The sequence below is a fragment of the Sutcliffiella sp. NPDC057660 genome, assembly GCF_042800035.1.
Lineage (GTDB): Bacteria > Bacillota > Bacilli > Bacillales > Bacillaceae_I > Sutcliffiella_A.
In genome coordinates this window covers 86,141-101,524 of sequence record NZ_JBHVHV010000013.1, presented here as the reverse complement: position 1 = coordinate 101,524, position 15,384 = coordinate 86,141, and the positions used below count along the sequence as shown (strand labels likewise).

General features: G+C 44.6%; 17 protein-coding genes. All 17 read right to left on the bottom strand.

Features of this window, described 5'->3' with window-relative positions; translation table 11 throughout:
- Positions 1-160: 160 nt before the first annotated feature.
- The 17 genes from ACFVAD_RS16150 to ACFVAD_RS16070 all read right to left on the bottom strand — a co-directional run bounded on the left by ACFVAD_RS16150 (position 161) and on the right by ACFVAD_RS16070 (position 15,305).
- A complete protein-coding gene (locus ACFVAD_RS16150) occupies positions 161-481 on the bottom strand; it encodes a TM2 domain-containing protein (RefSeq protein ID WP_386642198.1) in 321 nt (106 codons plus the stop codon).
- Between the two features lie 518 nt (positions 482-999).
- Complete coding sequence (locus ACFVAD_RS16145; RefSeq protein WP_386642195.1) at positions 1,000-1,401, bottom strand: F0F1 ATP synthase subunit epsilon; 402 nt, start codon at positions 1,399-1,401, stop codon at positions 1,000-1,002.
- A gap of 25 nt (positions 1,402-1,426) precedes the next feature.
- Positions 1,427-2,845, bottom strand: a complete 1,419-nt coding sequence (gene atpD / locus ACFVAD_RS16140; RefSeq protein ID WP_386642192.1) for a F0F1 ATP synthase subunit beta — start codon at positions 2,843-2,845, stop codon at positions 1,427-1,429.
- Positions 2,846-2,890: 45 nt separating this feature from the next.
- On the bottom strand, positions 2,891-3,751 hold the full coding sequence (locus ACFVAD_RS16135; RefSeq protein ID WP_204413008.1) for a F0F1 ATP synthase subunit gamma: 861 nt from the start codon (positions 3,749-3,751) through the stop codon (positions 2,891-2,893).
- Between the two features lie 114 nt (positions 3,752-3,865).
- Entirely contained in the window at positions 3,866-5,377 is a 1,512-nt protein-coding gene (gene atpA, locus ACFVAD_RS16130) for a F0F1 ATP synthase subunit alpha (RefSeq protein ID WP_386642189.1), read from the bottom strand.
- Positions 5,378-5,395: 18 nt separating this feature from the next.
- On the bottom strand, positions 5,396-5,938 hold the full coding sequence (locus ACFVAD_RS16125; protein ID WP_386642186.1) for a F0F1 ATP synthase subunit delta: 543 nt from the start codon (positions 5,936-5,938) through the stop codon (positions 5,396-5,398).
- Complete coding sequence (gene atpF, locus ACFVAD_RS16120) at positions 5,935-6,486, bottom strand: F0F1 ATP synthase subunit B (RefSeq protein ID WP_386642184.1); 552 nt, start codon at positions 6,484-6,486, stop codon at positions 5,935-5,937. Before atpF ends, ACFVAD_RS16125 begins: the two co-directional genes overlap by 4 nt.
- Positions 6,487-6,683: 197 nt before the next feature.
- The gene (gene atpE / locus ACFVAD_RS16115) at positions 6,684-6,899 is read right to left on the bottom strand and encodes a F0F1 ATP synthase subunit C (RefSeq protein ID WP_386642181.1); all 216 of its coding nucleotides are present in this window, start codon (positions 6,897-6,899) and stop codon (positions 6,684-6,686) included.
- 58 nt (positions 6,900-6,957) lie between these two features.
- Complete coding sequence (atpB, locus tag ACFVAD_RS16110; protein ID WP_386642387.1) at positions 6,958-7,710, bottom strand: F0F1 ATP synthase subunit A; 753 nt, start codon at positions 7,708-7,710, stop codon at positions 6,958-6,960.
- Positions 7,711-7,716: 6 nt separating this feature from the next.
- Positions 7,717-8,100, bottom strand: a complete 384-nt coding sequence (locus ACFVAD_RS16105) for an ATP synthase subunit I (protein ID WP_386642178.1) — start codon at positions 8,098-8,100, stop codon at positions 7,717-7,719.
- Position 8,101: 1 nt separating this feature from the next.
- Positions 8,102-8,323: an AtpZ/AtpI family protein gene (locus ACFVAD_RS16100; protein ID WP_386642175.1), complete on the bottom strand. Its 222-nt coding sequence runs from the start codon at positions 8,321-8,323 to the stop codon at positions 8,102-8,104.
- Between the two features lie 399 nt (positions 8,324-8,722).
- Positions 8,723-11,038 (bottom strand): S8 family serine peptidase, encoded by a 2,316-nt coding sequence (locus ACFVAD_RS16095; RefSeq protein ID WP_386642172.1) that lies wholly within the window; start codon positions 11,036-11,038, stop codon positions 8,723-8,725.
- A gap of 122 nt (positions 11,039-11,160) precedes the next feature.
- On the bottom strand, positions 11,161-11,610 hold the full coding sequence (locus tag ACFVAD_RS16090; protein WP_386642170.1) for a hypothetical protein: 450 nt from the start codon (positions 11,608-11,610) through the stop codon (positions 11,161-11,163).
- Between the two features lie 58 nt (positions 11,611-11,668).
- On the bottom strand, positions 11,669-12,439 hold the full coding sequence (locus ACFVAD_RS16085; protein ID WP_386642167.1) for a hypothetical protein: 771 nt from the start codon (positions 12,437-12,439) through the stop codon (positions 11,669-11,671).
- Between the two features lie 34 nt (positions 12,440-12,473).
- Positions 12,474-12,881, bottom strand: coding sequence for a hypothetical protein (locus tag ACFVAD_RS16080; RefSeq protein WP_386642165.1), 408 nt, complete (start codon positions 12,879-12,881; stop codon positions 12,474-12,476).
- Between the two features lie 389 nt (positions 12,882-13,270).
- Positions 13,271-13,900, bottom strand: coding sequence for a uracil phosphoribosyltransferase (gene upp / locus ACFVAD_RS16075; RefSeq protein ID WP_386642163.1), 630 nt, complete (start codon positions 13,898-13,900; stop codon positions 13,271-13,273).
- 163 nt (positions 13,901-14,063) lie between these two features.
- The gene (locus tag ACFVAD_RS16070; RefSeq protein WP_386642161.1) at positions 14,064-15,305 is read right to left on the bottom strand and encodes a serine hydroxymethyltransferase; all 1,242 of its coding nucleotides are present in this window, start codon (positions 15,303-15,305) and stop codon (positions 14,064-14,066) included.
- Between the last annotated feature and the right edge of the window lie 79 nt (positions 15,306-15,384).

Below are 15,384 nucleotides of genomic sequence, written 5' to 3'. Positions count from 1 at the left end.
AGTGTCTTTCATATTTTTAGCGTACAACATCTACTGTAAAAATAGGATGAATTTTGTGTAAATGGATGAAAATGAGTCTAATGGAGTAGGAGGATTGGAGATTTCCAGACCGTTTGAATATCAAAAAAAAGAAGCCCTTGAAGAGCCTCTCGTTCTACAGTTAAATTGCCGATGGTTGATTGGAGTAGAGTTTAACCTTTTGAATGATGTTTCTTTCGATTTCATCATTCTTCAGTTCCATTCTGCGTCCAATGAAGAATACGTCTACGAAATTCCAGATAAATAAAGTAAAAATCCCGAATAATAGCATACAAACTGCGTAGCCCGTATCCCCGACATAAAAACGATGACCTGCAAATGTGCCTGTAAACCACCATAATAAATATCCCAGCGTCTTCGATTTTTTCTTTTTGTCCATCTCCGACTGTACCAAAGCCAATTGTTGAGCTGACAAACTCTGTTTCTCCAAAATGTTGCTCATTCTAGAATATCCCCCCAATGGATTAGTTTACCAATTTATTATAGATTTGACCTGTTTAAATGGCAATACTTATTTATCTATTTTGAAGTGGGAGTGATTCTAAACACTCTATGTGTTTGCGGGGACAAAACTGACCTGGTTTTAGTTAAAATAATGTAATTGAAGTTCTTTTTTAGAGCAAGTTACCTGATTTTTGGTTGGTCGAGGTCTATTTACACAATGAATCTCGGCGACTTTTCATTTTGGGTAGAATTTGAGTATTTTTTTTAGCGTGCTCAGGGTGTATCATTTTGACATATCGACGGTTTTGGGAAGGATATCAACGGTTTCTACTCACATATCAACGAAAATTTCCTTTTATCACGAATCGGTGCAGGATATCGACGAATAGACATAAAGCTACACATTTTTACAAATTTCGCGCGCGGTGCGCAGTGCTCAATGAACTCCACCCAAACAAAAAACCCCCACTACCAAAGTGGGGGTCTTCATTCTATCTATAAGCGGGTCACTTAAAGTTACCCTCTTTTTGCTACATTGATGCGGTTGATTGCGCGTTGGAGTGCAAGCTCGGCGCGGCGGTAGTCGACGTCATCCTGTTTGGATTGCAGTCTTTGCTCCGCACGTTTTTTTGCTTCCTCAGCACGAGTAAGATCGATTTGCTCAGCTGCTTCTGCAGATTGGGCAAGGATCGTAACTTTATCAGGACGCACTTCTAGAAATCCTCCACTGACAGCCACTTGTTCTGTAACGCCGCCTTTTTTCATGCGGACGCCACCGATTTGAAGTGGGGCAACCATAGGAATATGTCCAGGTAGGACGCCAAGCTCTCCGCTTTGAGCTCGTGCTACTACCATCTCTACGTCTGATTCATAAACCGGGCCATCGGGAGTAACTACACTGACTTTTAACGTCTTCATTTCATTCCCTCCTAGGTCCCTTTAATTAAACCTCTACACCCATTTGCTTCGCTTTTTCCACTACTTCTTCGATGCGTCCAACTAGACGGAATGCATCTTCAGGTAGGTGGTCGTATTTGCCGTCAAGGATTTCCCTGAAGCCCTTCACAGTTTCTTGAACAGGAACGTAAGAACCTTTTTGTCCAGTGAACTGCTCTGCTACGTGGAAGTTTTGAGATAAGAAGAATTGGATACGACGAGCACGTTGAACGACTAATTTATCTTCGTCCGTTAACTCATCCATACCTAAGATAGCAATGATATCCTGTAATTCTTTGTAGCGCTGTAAAGTAACCTGTACTTCACGAGCTACTTGATAGTGGTCTTTTCCAACAACTTCTGGTGCCAATGCACGGGAAGTGGATGCTAGAGGATCAACCGCTGGGTAGATACCCATCTCAGAAAGCTTACGCTCAAGGTTCGTTGTTGCATCCAAGTGAGCGAAAGTTGTTGCTGGAGCTGGATCCGTGTAGTCATCGGCAGGTACATAGATCGCTTGGATCGATGTTACAGAACCTACGGATGTAGACGTGATACGCTCTTGTAATTGACCCATTTCAGTTGCAAGTGTCGGTTGGTAACCAACGGCAGATGGCATACGGCCTAGTAGCGCGGATACCTCAGAACCTGCTTGTGTGAAACGGAAGATGTTGTCCATGAAGAAAAGAACGTCCTGACCTTGGTCATCACGGAAGAATTCAGCCATTGTAAGACCTGTTAGTGCAACACGCATACGTGCTCCAGGCGGCTCATTCATCTGTCCGAATACCATGGCAGTTTTCTTGATAACGCCGGAATCAGTCATCTCGTGGTAAAGGTCATTTCCTTCACGAGTACGCTCACCAACACCTGCGAATACGGAGATACCACCGTGCTCTTGTGCGATGTTGTTGATCAATTCCTGGATTAATACTGTTTTACCTACACCGGCACCACCGAATAGACCGATCTTACCACCCTTGATGTAAGGAGCAAGCAAGTCTACTACTTTGATACCTGTTTCAAGGATTTCAACAGCAGTGGATAATTGTTCGAATGTAGGAGCTTGTCTGTGAATCGGATCACGACGAGAACCTGCCGGGATTGGAGCATCCAAGTCGATGTTTTCTCCAAGTACGTTGAATACACGACCTAGTGTTACGTCACCTACTGGTACAGAAATAGGATGACCAGCATCTTCTACTTCCATGCCGCGAACGACACCATCAGTAGAAGCCATAGCGATTGTACGCACTGTGTTGTCCCCTAAGTGAAGAGCAACCTCAAGCGTTAAAGTAATATTTACTTCATTAGCGCTACGAGCTGTATGATTAATATGAAGAGCGTTGTATATTTCAGGAAGATGCCCGCTGTCGAACTTAACGTCAACAACCGGACCCATGATTTGAGTAACGCGACCTTTCATCGTATTCCCTCCTAACTTACTTTTGCAATATTTGTTCGAAACGTTCTATTCCAGAGCAGAAGCCCCTGCCGTGATCTCGGTGATCTCTTGCGTAATCGCTGCTTGACGGGCACGGTTGTAAGAAAGTGTAAGTCCATGGATAAGCTCTTTCGCGTTGTCCGTTGCACTTTGCATCGCTGTCATACGAGAAGCGTGCTCACTTGCTTTTGCGTCCAATAATGCGCCGTAAATTAAGCTTTCTGCATATTGTGGCAGTAGTACTTCCAAGATGCCCTCCTGGGAAGGCTCAAACTCATAGGATGTGATTTTCCCTGTTGTAGGAGCGATATCTGTAAGAGGAAGGAGTTTCTTTTCCGTTACCTCTTGAGAGATGGCACTTACAAAGTGGTTGTAGTACACGTATAACTCATCAAACGTCCCATCCGCAAACATGCTTACCGCACGATTTGCGATGTCTTTGATTTCCGCAAAAGAGACTTGGTCCCCAAGGCCTGTGATTTCGGAAAACACAGGAATGTTGCGTTTTCTGAAGAAGTCGCGGCCAATACGACCGATGGCAATTACTGCGTACTCATCTTGAGACTTATGACGTTTTTGAATAGTTTGATGAACCGTACGTAAGATGTTGCTGTTGTAGGCACCTGCAAGTCCACGGTCAGAAGAGATGACGATGTACCCAGTACGCTTGACCGGACGGGTCTGAAGCATTGGATGCGTCACATCTGTGCTTCCTAGTGCGATGCTTGCAACAACCTCTTGAATTTTATTCATATAAGGACCAAAAGCTTTTGCATTTGTTTCCGCACGATTTAATTTCGATGCAGATACCATTTGCATGGCTTTGGTGATTTGACTAGTTTTCTTCGTCGAGGTAATTCTCGTTTTTATGTCGCGTAATGATGCCAAAGGTTCTCACCACCTTTTTAACCCTATTCAGAGCGGTCAGACACATGTAAAGGAGGAATCGAAGGGTATTCGGGTTCCTCCATTACGTTGTGCGTAACTCACTATGTCGATCTATTACTTTTCAGTAGGTACGAAAGTCTTTTTGAATGCAAGGATCGCTTCCTTGAAGCTCTCATCGCTTGGTAATCCGCTAGTAGTACGGATTTCGTCAAGGATTTCTTTACGGTTATGCTCCAACCAAGTCAGCATTTCGTCCTCGAAACGAGTAACGTCCTGTACAGGTACATCATCGATGAAACCTTTAGTCAGTGCGTAAAGAATCGCAACTTGTTTTTCTACTTTAAGCGGCTTGTTCAAACCTTGCTTCAGTACTTCTACAGTACGTGCACCACGGTTTAATTTTGCTTGAGTAGCTTTATCCAGGTCAGAACCGAATTGCGCGAACGCTTCTAGCTCACGGTATGATGCAAGGTCAAGACGTAATGTACCTGATACCTTCTTCATCGCTTTGATTTGAGCGGATCCTCCAACACGTGATACGGAAAGACCAGCGTTGATCGCAGGACGAACACCGGAGAAGAATAGGTCTGATTGTAAGAAAATTTGTCCATCAGTGATGGAAATAACGTTTGTCGGGATGTACGCGGATACGTCACCAGCTTGTGTTTCGATGAACGGTAAAGCTGTCAGGGATCCAGCGCCTTTTGCATCACTAAGCTTCGCTGCACGCTCTAGAAGGCGGGAGTGAAGATAGAATACGTCACCAGGGTAAGCTTCACGACCTGGAGGACGTTTTAAAAGTAGGGAAAGCTCACGGTATGCAGCAGCTTGCTTCGTTAAGTCATCATAGATAACCAATACGTGCTTGCCATTGTACATGAATTCTTCACCCATAGTTACTCCAGTGTAAGGTGCTAGGTATAGCATTGGAGCTGGTGCAGAAGCAGATGCAGTTACAACGATTGTGTAATCAAGTGCACCATGCTTACGTAAAGTTTCTACTACTCCACGAACAGTAGATTCTTTTTGACCGATTGCAACATAGATACACACCATGTCCTGGTCTTTTTGGTTAAGGATCGTATCGATCGCAACAGATGTTTTACCTGTTTGACGGTCTCCGATAATTAACTCACGTTGTCCACGTCCGATTGGTACAAGCGCATCGATCGCTTTGATACCAGTTTGAAGCGGCTCATGAACGGATTTACGATCCATAACACCAGGAGCTTGTGCTTCGATTGGACGAGTTTTTGAAGTTTCGATAGGACCTAATCCGTCAACCGGTTGTCCTAACGCATTTACTACACGGCCGATAAGTGCTTCACCTACCGGTACCTCCATGATACGGCCTGTACGACGTACTTCATCGCCTTCGCGGATTTCTCGGTATGGTCCTAAGATGATAATACCGACGTTGTTTTCCTCCAAGTTTTGGGCAAGACCCATAACTCCGTTAGAAAATTCAACTAGCTCTCCAGCCATGACGTTGTCGAGACCATGAGCACGAGCGATACCATCCCCAACCTGGATAACAGTACCAACATCGCTAACTTCGATTTCTGACTGATAGTTTTCGATTTGCTTTTTTATCAGTGCACTAATTTCTTCAGCTTTGATGCTCATGAATTTCACCCCTATCTACTATCTATTCGTTGTAAGTTGACGTCCTAGACGTTCTAATTTTCCGCTGACACTTCCGTCAAAAATACGGTTTCCGATGCGAATCTTCACACCGCCGATTAATGAGGAATCTACAATATTGCTGATGTTCAAGGATGCTTTTCCAACCTTGCTTGCAAAAACAGAGGAAAGCGTCGCTTGTTCTGCTTCAGTAAGCGCGCGTACAGAATAAACTGTTGCGTTTGCCACATTGCGGGCTTCGTTGGAAAGCAATTGATATTCGTCGATCATATCTATTACGATGGATTGACGGTGACGATCTATTAAAAGCTTTAACGTATTGACGATAAATGGTGAAGCGATCGCAAATGCTTCCTGGATGATCTGCTTTTTTGAATCTTTGCGGATCTTAGGATTGGAGAGCACCATGCTCAAGTCATGGTTGCTTTGGAATACCTTTTTCACTTCCGCAAGCTCCAAATCGAATTGCCCATAAAGATTATGTTCTTTTGCAATTTCGAAAAGAGCGAGTGCATAACGCTTTGCTGCTACGTTTTTGCTCATCGCGCTTCGCCTACCTGTTTCACATAATCATCGATAAGCTTCTGCTGATCTTTTTCGTTTAATTCTTTTTCGATTACTTTAGAAGCAATCAGTACAGACAAGGAAGCAACTTGCTCGCGTAATGCGATAACCGCTTGCTCTTTCTCTTGTACGATTTCTTTTCTTGCAGATTCTTTAAGACGTGCAGATTCCTCTTGCGCAGCTCTGATGATGTCTGCCTTCTGGTCTTCTGCAACCTTCTTCGCATTCTCAACAAGCGCCTGGCCTTCAAGACGTGCTTCTTTCAACAATGCTCTTTGCTCTTCTACAAGAACGCGAGCTTCTTCATTGCTTCGTTCCGCTGCCTGGATTTCTGTTGCAATGTGGTCTTCACGCTGCTTCATCATTCCGATAAGCTTATCCCAAGCAAATTTACGAAGTAAGAATAGTAAGATTAAAAATACAAACAGTTGGTATAGTGCGTCCCCCAGATTAAGGGTTCCCGCTCCTGCACCAAGAACTAAGTGATCTAAGCTATACAATGCTTTCACTCCCTTCAAGGAATACATAAGAAAAGCGCAAGCACCTTAGATGTTTTGCGATTGTCAAGATTCAAAACATGGCGCTTTTGCTAAACGTTCTGCTTTTATCTGGCGTTACTTTTTACTTTTTGAATTGAACTTCCCTTATAGTGATATAAAGGAAAGGCGAAGGTTCTCTACTGAGACGGACTTCGCCATTTTAAACCAAAAGAAATATTTTGGTGTTAGTTGCTACCGATTACCATGAACGCGATTACTACCGCGATGATAGGAACAGCCTCAACTAGTGCTACCCCGATGAACATTGTAGTTTGTAGTACGGATTTAAGCTCAGGTTGACGAGCGATACCCTCTACTGTACGACTTACGATTAGACCGTTACCGATACCTGCACCTAGTGCTGCTAAACCAATTGCAATTGCTGCTGCTAAAGGACCCATTGATTATTTCCTCCTTATGTTTAAAAAAATAGTTTTTTGGTTATTGAAGATTTATAAATTAATGGTCATGACTCACTTTGTGTGCCATATAAACCATTGTTAACATGGTAAAGATAAATGCTTGGATGGTACCTACGAAAATACTGAATGCCTGCCATACCAACATCGGTATGAAAGCTGCCAGCGTACCAAGCACCCCGGATAGGATACCTGTTTCATAGCCTGTTACTGCTAGTCCTGCCAGTAACCCGAGCAAGATTTCCCCTGCAAAGATGTTACCGTATAGACGAAGACCAAGAGTCAAGGTGTTTGCAAATTCTTCTATGATCTTCAGTGGGAAAAGGAAACTCATCGGTTTGAAGAAGTCTTTCCCGTATTCTTTGACGCCTTTCAGCTTAATCCCATAATAGTGCGTCAAGGCAACAACCATTGCCGCGAGACTAAGTGTGATTACAGGGTCGGCTGTAGGGGATTTCCACCATAAATTGTGTTCTTCGCCCACGATGATTGCGAATGGCAGACCTAACATGTTTGATACGAATACATACATTAATAGGGTCAATGCCAGCGCAAGGAATCTTCCGCCTGTTTTGTAATCCATTGTACTGCTAATGATTCCTTTTGCGAAATCTACGAGCCATTCCATGAAGTTCTGCATGCCTGTAGGTCTCAACGCCAGGGTTCTTGTCGCCAGGACGGCTATAAGGAACACTATCGTTGCCGCAATCGTTGTCATTAAAATATTAGACATATTGAAATGAAGGTCGAAGCCATATATTTCAAGCGTCTGTATTGGAGCACCGTGATTCAACACTACTCACCTCTCTTCCCCACTGCTTGTAAAGAGTTTAACAAATGAATCTATGATAATGACAATATAGGATGTCATGATCCCTATGATGACACCGTAGAGATTCAGGTATTCCGGAAATCTCACAGCGATGACTACAGCAAGGACTGCAGCAGCCATTCTTGAAAATGATCCTAATGTGTAAGCCTTCGCCCCAGATGCAACTGCGTCTGTGAACTTTTTCACCTTCTGGTACAGAAGCCAGTGGTTATAGAAGCTTACAAGGGTCCCGAGGATCAACCCCAGAAACCAGTCCTGATAAGGTGTAAAACCCCAACCGAGAACATACAAGGCTAATAAGAACAAAAAGTACTTTATGTGCCTTAAGAGATTTTCTTTTGATTCAGGCATATTATGACTCTCCTGAGAAGAATTGGCGGACTGCATACAACACGCCGTATACGCCGGCTGCTAGTCCTAATAGAAGTCCAATGATCAGAAACAATGGTTCTGTGCCTATTTTGCCATCCAGCCATCTTCCACCAAATAATCCGACTAAGGTTGGGCCGACAAGGTAGGAAAGGATCGCGGACATCAAGGCCATTGCTTGGAATGGGCGGCGTTTATCACTCATAGAAAACACCCCGTTTTTCATGCGGTAAAATACTGAGGTCTTGCTTCAAAAACGATGCTAAATATGTATAAAAATGGTTGCATAAGGCTTATGAAAACCCTATCATTTTATACCCTTTGTAAGCATACAATAGCCAAAATTCAATGTCAATGTGTTATACGGAAAAAATCGACAAAGTTTTCTTGGTAAGATTTGCAGGTGAAGCGCTTCAAAACCTCTCCTATTATTACCCAGAAAAAAACAGCCAAATGATGAACATTTTCCTCATTCGGCTGTTGTATATCAATATTTTAACATAGATATTGTCGGGTTTAACTTTGTAGTTTGTGAACATTATGTGACTATTCACGGTTCTCATGCCTGGTTGCTTGACCTTGTTAGTGAAATATGTCCAAGTATTCACTCAAAATAAAGATCCGCTTCGACAGAGTCTTCTTTTTCGAGCTTTTTAGCGAATACGACGGCTTTCACGAGGCCCTTTACTTTTACTTTATCGGCTGAGAGCTGTTTTTTGAAGAGTCCTCTTGGCAGGTCGCGTTCCCAGTCTAGGAATTTGATGAAATGAAGGGTGTCCGACTCATAGAGGGCTATTCCTAGTTCCTCCGCTCCCTCGGGTAGATACACTTCATATTGGTACTCCCCTTCCTTATCGCCGTAGCCGAACTGGAAGCCCATGATTCTTGGATAATCAGGTTCTTCTATTATATATAGGAAAGGCAGCCTTAACTCCTGGTGGTTCGCTTTTACCATTACCGATCCTTCATGCATTCCAGTTTTCTGCTGATTTGGGGTGATATCGAGCGTTATGGCTGTTTTCTTTTTTTCATTTGGCTTAAGTGTAAAAGAGATCGGGACCTTCCACTGGATTCCCTTTGACGCTCTTGGAGGGGTGAACGTGTACTTTATATCGCTGTCCGATACGTTCTCCACCTGGATCTCTATCACCTTTTCCGTGCGGGTATCTTTTTTTTCGAACATGCCGAAGTTGAGCGTTCCAGGATAGATGAGGCTGTTTGTCCTCATGGCTTCCTCGAGCTGGATCCGCCCTGTGCCCTGTTCGAGGACGGAATATTGGGTGCCGTCCTCTTTTTCAAGCGGCTTGGTCGTATTCATGAGCGCGGCCTTTATTTTACTCGGCGACCAGTCAGGATGTGCCTGCTTGAGCAGCGCACTCGCACCTGCCACATGCGGCGCCGCCATACTCGTTCCCTGGAGGGCAAGATAGCCATTCGGGATTGTGCTGTCAATGGCGACACCTGGTGCAACCACATCGGGCTTTATCTCCCAGTTGTGCGTCACCGGACCCCGGGAACTGAAGCTTGCAATGTCGTCCTTATGCCACTTATAGGTCGTCCTCACATAGGAGAACTTCCTGTTGATCTGCTTTTTCAGATAGAGGCCATCCTCCCTGGAGATCGATACCACCGGTAAGTCCATCTCCACCTCGAGGGATCCTGTAAAATTCCCCTCCAGATTATTGTAGATGACAAGCGCAGCAGCTTCCTTTTCCCTGGCATTCCACGCTTTTTCCGAAAAAGGGATCTTCCCCCGTTCCATGAGGACAATCTTCCCTTTCAGGTCGACATCCTTCAAATCGTCATCTTCCCCAAGTCCGACATATACCATCTTGACGGGCCTGTTGTTAAAAATCCATTTCGCTGACCCTTGAAGCGGGAGCATCTCGATTTCCTTTTTGGAAAGAAACCCTGAAAGATGCGGTATGTTCAAGGGCGGCGTCGAGGCACCTACCGAGATGGCCTGTGCCGAGGTACCCGGCGAGCCGACCGTCCAAAGATTCGGCCCCGAATTGCCGCTTGAAGTAACCGCCACCACGCCATGCTCCACCGCTTTGTCGAGGGCGAGGCTGGTCGGCCAATCCGGACCATTGATCGTATTGCCAAGCGACAGATTCAGCACATCCACTTTGTCATGAATCGCTTTTTCAATCGCGGCAATCACATGTTCACTCGTCCCATGTCCCCCAGGACCAAGCACCCGGTACGCATAGATCTTCGCATCCGGCGCCACTCCCTTGAGATGGCCGTTCGCCGCAATGATTCCCGCTACATGCGTCCCATGAAGCGTCGGGATCCCCTGTGACTTCTTCGTCTCCATCGGATCCTCGTCCTCATCGACAAAATCATAGCCTCCACCATAACTATGCTTCAGATCCGGATGGGTATAATCAATCCCCGTATCGATGATTCCGACCTTGACCCCTTCCCCGGTAAGTCTATGGCCATCCTCATCGTAAAAGCTCCGCATGCGGTCGCCGCCGATGAACGGCACACTCTCATCAATCATCGGTGTATAGTTGGTAACCGGGGACACTTCCACCACGCCATCCTCCTGCTGCAGCCGCTCGAGATCCTTAGTGGGACCCTTGATCGCAAATCCCTTGAACACCGCCGTGTAGGTCCGCTTGATATGGAGTTTCGGATAGTCGGTAGTTATCTTCCTCCGCATTCTTTCATGCTCGGAGTCTTCCACTATGAGTATGACGGTCTGCTCTTCGTCCACTTGTTCTGATCCAGCTGCAGGTAGCGGCGGACGCTCCGGATATTGCGGCTGCGGCTGCTGCTCCACCTGGGCAGGACTAAAGTTATGTAATGCATCTATCTGCAATCTATCTGAAGCAATCGTATATGTAGGCAGAGCGGTCGAAACGATTCCGCTCGCAAAGCTAATTGCCATCACTAAATTCCGTTTTTTCACGTCCCTCACCTCTAACAAATAGCATTTGCTTAAGGGACGGAAATATGCATGAGGAGCGCGGCCTGCTTGGTTCTGGTTTTATCATGGGATGCGAAGGTTCATTCTTCTTAAGCCCATATTGTTTACTCTGTGGTCTTCAATAAGTTACTCCTCGCATCTTCCAGCTTCATCTTGGTCTGCCGGATGATTTCATCCACTTCTTTCAGAAAAGCCTCTTCCTGTTCTTCTGTATCAAATTCAGCTTCTTGAATTAATGCTGTTGTGTACCTATAGAGCTCCGCCTTACGCAATTCTATTTCATTCTCGGAGAATTCCTCAAGCTCCTTATCCGCCTGAGCCAAATTTTTTGATACTTCTTCTTTCAGCTTAGTCATCTGGATTTCTCTTTCTATTGAAATGGCTTCCTCCATCGAGGCCATCGCCTTTTCGCTTTTTTTGTCAAACCAACTGGTTAGCAGCATTTGAATGTCCTGATTGGCAAAGACACTTTTCGTACTGTTTGAAAGCAGAAGGATAGCACTGATTAATACTAACGTGACGCAATAACGCAAAAGATTTTTTTCCTTATCCATGACACCTCACCTCTTTAAGGAGGAATAGAACCTCATAACGGAGGTTCTATTCCTTATATTAATCATTCATATCGCCGATTACCTCATCCAGGCTTGCTTTTGCTTCCGCTTCCAATTGTAGTGCCTTTGCTGTGATGATATTCTGTTGTTCCCTTACCAGCCCGTTTATGATAGCAGTTAGCGCTTCTCTTAAGTCGTTTACTTTATAGGTTATTTGTCTTTCAAGATTGTATCTGCTGACCTCTTCTTCCATTGCCAATTGTGCGGACAGCTCTGACTTTGCTTGTTCTATTGCATCCTCCAGTTCTGACACAGCGGAATCCTTGGCATTTGTCAATTCCACTGTCAGTTCATTTACTGCAGCCTGACCGGTGGCTGTAGTGAAATCGGAAAAGCTGCCGCTAACCGCATCCATGGCTGAGTCCCCTTGGCTTTGAATGGCGAAATACCCCTCCAGGAAGATATGCTGATAGACCTGATAGTTCATATTATTGAGCAACTCTATCTTTTCTGCGTCGAGCGAAGCAAGATGCTCGTCTTTTGTACTCATAATCTCCGCGCCTACTCTAGTTAGTTCTGTTTCCATGGTCTGATCGATCTTTAGCCCGGCACCGGTTTTTAACTGCTCAGTATTGGCTACCCAATCTTCAAACGCTTCATCGGCCGATTCCTGTGTATCTGCCAATATTGAGCTTTTTGTATTATTGAACAGACCGTCATACCATTGCTTCAGTGAGGAACCTGCACTTGCACTTGCAAAGGTCATGCCAACTCCCGATACTAAACCTATCGCTACTGTACCTGCTACCAGCTTTTTTCTCCATGTCATCCAAATCTCTCCTTTTTATAGGTTTTTATTAGAATTATTTCCTTGTAAAATCAGCTAGAAATTCTTCCATTTCTTTTTCCAATTCAGAATGGATACTTACTTCTCTTTCTTTTACATACCTAGCTAGTGGATCTGTTTTTAATGTTTCTTTTGTTTCATGAAGAAGTGTCAGATATTCTCTTTGATGGAGTTCTATTTCTTTCTTGGATGAGTTGGTAGTGGACATGAGGAAAGATTCTAATTCTTGGGAGTGGTCGGTGTATTCCGTTTCAAGGGATTCATTGATGTTGGATATATTTGATAGGATTGATAGGTTGGTGGATAGCGAATGGAGTTTATCCGTCATCCATTCCCTCAGAGTCTCACCTTCTGTCGCATGGACATTATGGGAAGAAAAGATCATTAGTAATACAGCAGAAAATAGTAGTATCCGTTTTTTCATGTACATCCCCTTTCAGATTTACTTTGTAGCTTGTCCTCCTCCCCGCCGGAAAATATTCATTATTAAGAACATATTATAAGGGAGTCATACGAAAAAGATAAGTTGCATAATACTCATTTTATCCTTTATATAGAACAGTTCATTTTGTCTATAATTCCCTATTTTTCCCTAAAATTCCACAAAAATGTAAGCACTATTGCTCAGTAAGAAAGAACTGCCAAAAAGCCAGGTTCTGACCCTTTGCACGCCCAAAGCACGCTATGCATCATCAACACACTCATTGCAACAAAAAAAAACTGACCCCCACCCCTGTCTTCGTACACACAGAGGTGGGGGCCAGGCCCCTTGATTTTAATACTTTAAAGTACTGAGGGTCAGGCCCCTACAATTTACTTCGTTCCGTACAATCTATCTCCAGCATCGCCTAGTCCTGGTACGATGTAGCCTTTTTCGTTCAGCTTTTCGTCGAGGGCTGCGATGTAGATGTCTACGTCCGGGTGAGCTTCTTTTACAACTTCAACGCCTTCTGGGGATGCGATGAGGCACATGAACTTGATGTTCTTCGCGCCGCGCTTTTTCAGGGAGTTGATGGCTTCTACTGCAGATCCGCCTGTTGCAAGCATTGGATCAACAACGATGAAGTCTCTCTCTTCCACATCAGAAGGTAATTTCACATAGTATTCAACCGGTTGTAATGTTTCCGGGTCACGGTATAAGCCGACATGTCCAACTTTTGCAGCCGGGATCAGCTTCAGCATCCCTTCCACCATTCCAAGGCCTGCGCGAAGGATAGGGATAATTCCCAGTTTCTTACCGGAAAGAACATTGGATTTTGAAATAGATACAGGAGTTTCAATTTCTACTTCCTCAAGCGGAAGATCACGAGTAATCTCGAATGCCATTAAACTTGCTACTTCATCAACCAGTTCACGAAATTCCTTCGTACCAGTATTCTTGTCTCGGATGTATGTAAGTTTGTGCTGAATTAATGGATGATCAAAGACGTACACTTTTGCCATTCGAAATCTCTCCTTTTAATTGGTTTCATAAGCCGGTTTGTGGCCTGGCTTCCTAATCACACTTCCATTGATTCTACATAAAAAGGGGTGGCGATTCAAGTTAATCTTTCGTTTTTTTACACAAAAAGAAGAGGTCTAACATCAGACCTCCTCCTTAAAGCTATTATCCTAATGAAGGATACAATTCATATTTTCCAGAAAGTGCTTCTACACGGGACTTCACTTCTTCAAGCTTCGCCTCGTCTTCATGGTTTTTCAGCGTGTAGGCAATTAAAGACGCAATCTCGTCCATATCCTCCAAGCCAAATCCGCGACTTGTTACAGCAGCTGTACCGATACGGATTCCGCTAGTTACAAACGGGCTTTCCGTGTCAAATGGGATCGTGTTCTTGTTCACTGTGATTCCCACTTCGTCCAGCACTTTCTCCGCGATTTTACCTGTGATGCTCATGGATTTTACATCCACCAATAGCAAATGGTTGTCCGTCCCGTCAGAAACAAGGGACAAGCCTTCCTTTTTCAACGCCTCTGCAAGACGGTTTGCATTCTCTATGATTTTTTGTGCGTATTCCTTGAATGAAGGCTGTAGCGCTTCCCCGAATGCCACAGCTTTTGCTGCGATTACATGCATTAATGGACCGCCTTGAATTCCTGGGAAAATCGATTTATCGATCTTTTTCGCCCATTCTTCCCTGCAAAGGATCATCCCGCCGCGAGGGCCGCGCAATGTTTTATGCGTAGTAGTCGTTACGAAATCTGCATAAGGAACCGGGTTTGGATGCAATCCTGCTGCAACCAGGCCAGCGATATGCGCCATATCGACCATCAGGTACGCTCCCACTTCGTCCGCGATCTCACGGAATTTAGCGAAATCGATGACACGAGGGTACGCGCTCGCTCCAGCCACGATCAGTTTCGGCTTATGCTGTCTTGCTTTTTCAGCCACATCTTCATAGTTGATTGTATGAGTATCCTTGTCCACTCCATACTCGACGAAATTATATTGAATTCCACTAAAGTTAACCGGGCTACCGTGCGTCAAGTGACCGCCATGGGAAAGGTTCATCCCAAGAACCGTATCGCCTTGCTCAAGGATTGTAAAATAAACGGCCATGTTCGCTTGGGCACCAGAGTGCGGCTGTACGTTCACGTGCTCCGCTCCGAAGATTTCCTTCGCACGGTCGCGAGCGATATTCTCCGCCACGTCCACGTGCTCACATCCACCATAATAACGACGACCTGGATATCCTTCTGCATACTTGTTGGTCAGCACAGAACCCTGCGCCTCCATTACCGCTTCACTCACAAAGTTCTCAGAAGCAATCAGCTCAATCTTCGTACGTTGTCTTCCTAACTCATCTTGAATCGATTGAAACACTTGTTGATCCTGTTGCGCTAACTTCACTCCGGTATCCCCCTTTAGAAATAAACATCCTACTAATTAGTTTTACATTGCTACAAAATCTTCTCATTCGGTTTTTCAA

Coding starts and splice junctions, on each gene's coding strand:
- ACFVAD_RS16100 (WP_386642175.1), bottom strand. CDS start 8,323: ATGAGTGATAAACGCCGCCCATTCCAAGCAATGGCCTTGATGTCCGCG.
- atpF (WP_386642184.1), bottom strand. CDS start 6,486: ATGTATTCCTTGAAGGGAGTGAAAGCATTGTATAGCTTAGATCACTTA.
- atpE (WP_386642181.1), bottom strand. CDS start 6,899: ATGGGTCCTTTAGCAGCAGCAATTGCAATTGGTTTAGCAGCACTAGGT.
- ACFVAD_RS16105 (WP_386642178.1), bottom strand. CDS start 8,100: ATGCCTGAATCAAAAGAAAATCTCTTAAGGCACATAAAGTACTTTTTG.
- atpA (WP_386642189.1), bottom strand. CDS start 5,377: ATGAGCATCAAAGCTGAAGAAATTAGTGCACTGATAAAAAAGCAAATC.
- ACFVAD_RS16145 (WP_386642195.1), bottom strand. CDS start 1,401: ATGAAGACGTTAAAAGTCAGTGTAGTTACTCCCGATGGCCCGGTTTAT.
- ACFVAD_RS16090 (WP_386642170.1), bottom strand. CDS start 11,610: ATGGATAAGGAAAAAAATCTTTTGCGTTATTGCGTCACGTTAGTATTA.
- ACFVAD_RS16080 (WP_386642165.1), bottom strand. CDS start 12,881: ATGAAAAAACGGATACTACTATTTTCTGCTGTATTACTAATGATCTTT.
- upp (WP_386642163.1), bottom strand. CDS start 13,900: ATGGCAAAAGTGTACGTCTTTGATCATCCATTAATTCAGCACAAACTT.
- atpD (WP_386642192.1), bottom strand. CDS start 2,845: ATGAAAGGTCGCGTTACTCAAATCATGGGTCCGGTTGTTGACGTTAAG.
- ACFVAD_RS16125 (WP_386642186.1), bottom strand. CDS start 5,938: ATGAGCAAAAACGTAGCAGCAAAGCGTTATGCACTCGCTCTTTTCGAA.
- ACFVAD_RS16085 (WP_386642167.1), bottom strand. CDS start 12,439: ATGACATGGAGAAAAAAGCTGGTAGCAGGTACAGTAGCGATAGGTTTA.
- ACFVAD_RS16150 (WP_386642198.1), bottom strand. CDS start 481: ATGAGCAACATTTTGGAGAAACAGAGTTTGTCAGCTCAACAATTGGCT.